The sequence below is a fragment of the Yoonia sp. genome, from assembly GCF_042093035.1.
Lineage (GTDB): Bacteria > Pseudomonadota > Alphaproteobacteria > Rhodobacterales > Rhodobacteraceae > Yoonia.
Window position 1 is genome coordinate 1 of sequence record NZ_JBELFI010000175.1, and the last position, 3,592, is coordinate 3,592.

Annotated in this window: 4 protein-coding genes; 2 read left to right on the top strand and 2 right to left on the bottom strand. The window is 56.6% G+C overall.

The genetic code is table 11. The features are described from left to right. Positions 1–661 (bottom strand): YihY/virulence factor BrkB family protein (locus tag ACFDSS_RS14090; RefSeq protein WP_375256352.1); only part of this gene is annotated, 661 nt, incomplete at its 3' end. Positions 662–854: 193 nt separating this feature from the next. On the opposite strand from ACFDSS_RS14090, the gene ACFDSS_RS14095 reads away from it, so the two are divergent. Both ACFDSS_RS14095 and ACFDSS_RS14100 read left to right on the top strand, forming a co-directional pair. Continuing rightward, complete coding sequence (locus tag ACFDSS_RS14095; protein WP_375256353.1) at positions 855–1,490, top strand: nucleoside/nucleotide kinase family protein; 636 nt, start codon at positions 855–857, stop codon at positions 1,488–1,490. Positions 1,491–1,650: 160 nt separating this feature from the next. Next, positions 1,651–2,124, top strand: a complete 474-nt coding sequence (locus ACFDSS_RS14100; protein ID WP_375256354.1) for a DM13 domain-containing protein — start codon at positions 1,651–1,653, stop codon at positions 2,122–2,124. A 14-nt stretch (positions 2,125–2,138) separates the two neighbouring features. On the opposite strand, the gene ACFDSS_RS14105 is transcribed toward ACFDSS_RS14100, so the two are convergent. After that, the gene (locus ACFDSS_RS14105; RefSeq protein ID WP_375256355.1) at positions 2,139–3,449 is read right to left on the bottom strand and encodes a TRAP transporter large permease; all 1,311 of its coding nucleotides are present in this window, start codon (positions 3,447–3,449) and stop codon (positions 2,139–2,141) included. Between the last annotated feature and the right edge of the window lie 143 nt (positions 3,450–3,592).

Below are 3,592 nucleotides of genomic sequence, written 5' to 3' on the forward strand. Positions count from 1 at the left end.
CGATCCATAAGATCACGATGACCACAGCGCCCACGGTGATCCAGCGCCCGCGACTGCCAATCCGTGCAGGCCCAAATCGGTAAAGCAGGCTAAGGCCAAGGATCAAAACGCTGAGCGCAATCAGCCAGCGTATCGCTTCAAAAAGCCACGCCGTTGCATTGGCGACGGGAATAAAGGCCAGACCAATCGGGACCACAACGACTACCGTGAGGGCCACAATCGCTAGAAACACCAGCGCCACCGTCAATAGAAGTGCAACAACAACTTGCCATAGACCATTGCGGACGCGCTGGCCCGCGATGGCATTCAGCCCTCCAATCAGCGCACCGACACCTGCCCGACAGGACCAAAGAGCAAGCGCAATCGATACCGCAGTTGCCCAGCCCAAGGCCTGCGATGGAGCGAGTATCAAACGGTTCACCTGCGTCGAAATCAGCCCGTAGGCATCAGGTGGCATGATGTCGCGCATCAGGTCGAGCTGTTCTGCAATCACCACCGGATCAGCGACCAGCCCAAAGATCGCGATCACTGCGGCAATGCCCGGAAAAATCCCGAACATTCCAAAAAACGCGACACCTGCGGCGATTAAACCAAGGTGCTTTTCGCCCGCTGTTTTCCAAACGGCCATCAGGATGCGCCAAATGCGGAGGAATTTTGCCATTAGAACTGCGTTGCCTTTTGTTTTGCATCAATCTTATGCGAAATGCGGCGGCATTGCCACGCCATGCCGCAAAACCACCCAAACGGGATGCGTTTGTGATCGCGCAGGCGAGAATTTGGTCGCACTCTTAGGGCGATGCCGCTAATCTTGCCCTTAAGCGGGAAAAACCCCGCAAGGGCAGGCAGGACATTTCGTGGATACGCTCACGCATCATGTGAACACTTTGGCTGAACACGTCTTGGCGCAGGACAGCGACCGCTATCTTGTTGGCATCGCGGGCGCTCCCGGCAGTGGCAAATCAACTCTCTCGGCAGAGCTGGCGCGCCGGTTGAACGCGCAAGGGCGCAAGTCAGTTGTTGTGCCGATGGATGGGTTTCACCTTGATAACGCGATCCTCGATACCCGTGGGCTGCGCCCGCGCAAAGGCGCGCCTGAGACATTCGACGCACCCGGTTTTCTGCGCCTTATACGCGCGTTGAAGACCGGGGATGAGGTCTTTGCCCCCGTCTTTGACCGCACCCGCGATATTGCGATTGCAGGTGCCGTTGCGGTTCCTGCTGCTGCGAAGGTCGTTATCGTTGAAGGCAACTATCTGATGTTCGATGAGGCCCCGTGGCGTGAATTGGCGCAGCTTTGGGATATGTCCGCGCGGGTCAATGTGCCAATGCCGGAATTGCGGGCCCGTTTGATCCATCGCTGGCTCAGTCTGAACCATTCGTCCGCCGTGGCCACACGCCGGGCTGAGGGCAATGACATCCCCAATGCCCAGCGCGTCATAGATCAGGCGTTGCCCTGCGATTTTGACGTCAATGGTGAACCGCAGGGATAGGCGGATACCCAGCGTTGCCGCAAATAGCATATTTGTTGACATTGCGACCAAATTCGTGCCGCATGTGATCTGTGTAAAGAAGGGCGTAACTGCCCACTTCGACAGAAACAAGGCCCATTAACCTGTTTCTACATATTGCAAAACGGGCAGAAGGAGCATCATGCGCGGCAAAATATTCGCCTTCATTCTTGGTGGGATCATCGGATTGCCCGCGGGCGCGTTTCTTTGGTATGCGTTCTCTCCTTTGCTTTTTGATGCCGTCGTCAGTGAAACCCTGTCTGAGGCACAGGTTATTGCCCAAGGTCAGTTTCGTGACGCCGACCGAGCCCACAGTGGCAGCGGCACCGCGCAACTGGTGGTGCTTCCCGATGGCCGCATTGAAGTTCAGTTGACTGAATTTCGGGTGACCAACGGGCCGGACCTTGAAGTTTGGCTATCGTCACACCCCGATCCGGCGGAATCTAGCGACGTCTTGGACAATGAATATCTGTCGCTCGGGACGCTCAAGGGCAATGTTGGCGATCAAAGCTACCCGATCCCGCAGGGCACCGCATTGGCTGACTTTCAGTCGATTGTGATCTGGTGCGAACAGTTTGGTGTGCTCTTCTCCCCTGCCAGCTTCGAGGCACTTTGAGCGGACCAGCGACGTTAGACGAAAACAAGAGTAATAGCCGGGAACATCAGCAAGATGATGACCCGCACCACATCCGAAGCCACAAAAAACAGGACTGACTTATAGGTCGCCGTCATTGGTGTTTCTTTGTCCATGCTGTTGATGATGAAAAGGTTCATCCCGACAGGCGGCGTGATTAATCCAACCTCCACAACGATCAGGACAAGGATACCGAACCAGATCGCCAGCTCTTCCGTGGTCAGGCCGAAATCAAGACCGGAAATTACTGGCCAGAAGATTGGCACGGTCAGCAAGATCATCGACAGGCTGTCCATCAGGCACCCCAATATCAGGTAAAAGATCAGGATCAGCACCATAATTGCCCAAGGGCTGAAGCCTTGCCCTGTCACAAAGGCGGAAACTTCCTGCGGGACTTGTGTCAGTGCCAGAAACCCGTTGTAAAAGCCCGCGCCGAGGATGATGAAAAAGATCATGCCCGTGCCCGTCGCTGTCTCCACGATGCTTTGCCGAAGAACCTGCCAGTTCAGCGCGCCTGCCAAAAACGCGATCAGCGCTGTGCCCATGGCACCTACAGCAGCACCCTCAGTCGGGGTGAACCAGCCGTTGTAGATACCGCCCACCACCAGCCCAAAAACTACCAGCACCGGCCAGACCGCGCCCAGCGCCTTGATGCGTGCGCCCAGATCAACACGCTCTTTTACGCCCGCCTGTTCGGGGTAAATGCGCACATATATCGCAATCGTCACCATATAGCCAAGTGCCGCGATGATGCCGGGAATGAACGCGGCGGCAAAGAGTTTTGCGATATTCTGCTCTGTCAGGATCGCATAAATCACGAGGATCACTGACGGCGGGATCAAAATCCCCAATGTGCCGCCTGCCGCCAGAGTTGCTGTCGAAAAGCCGCCAGAGTACCCATATTTGCGCAGCTCCGGCAGCGCGACCTTGCTCATCGTTGCCGCTGTTGCCAGCGACGAACCACAAATCGCACCAAACCCGGCGCAGGCCCCGACCGACGCCATTGCCATGCCACCTTTGCGATGGCCCAGCCACGCCTCCGCCGCTTTGAACAAGGACCGCGACATGCCCGAATGGGTCGCGAATTGTCCCATGAGCAGGAACATCGGGATGATCGACAGGTTGTAGCTTGAGAAGGTCGAAAACACCTCCGATTTCAGCCGCGCCATGAATACGGTGGTCCCGTCGGTCGCAAGCCACAACCCGCCGATCCCGCAAAGCAGCATTGCCAACCCGACAGGCGCGCGCAAAAAGATCATCAGCAGCAGGATCGGAAAGGACAGATAGCCCAGCGCGAGATCACTCATGGGCGGGATTGCCAGTCAGACCGATCGTCGCGCAATAGATGCTGACGACACTTGCCGTGATCGCCGCCACCAGACAGGCGGCATAGGCCCACCAGATTGGAAACTGGATCAGGAACGTGGTCTCGCCATATCGAATTTTATCC

What these genes read in the sequence shown, in the direction of transcription:
- ACFDSS_RS14100 (WP_375256354.1), top strand. Translation starts at nt 1,651, where the DNA reads ATGCGCGGCAAAATATTCGCCTTCATTCTTGGTGGGATCATCGGATTG.
- ACFDSS_RS14105 (WP_375256355.1), bottom strand. Translation starts at nt 3,449, where the DNA reads ATGAGTGATCTCGCGCTGGGCTATCTGTCCTTTCCGATCCTGCTGCTG.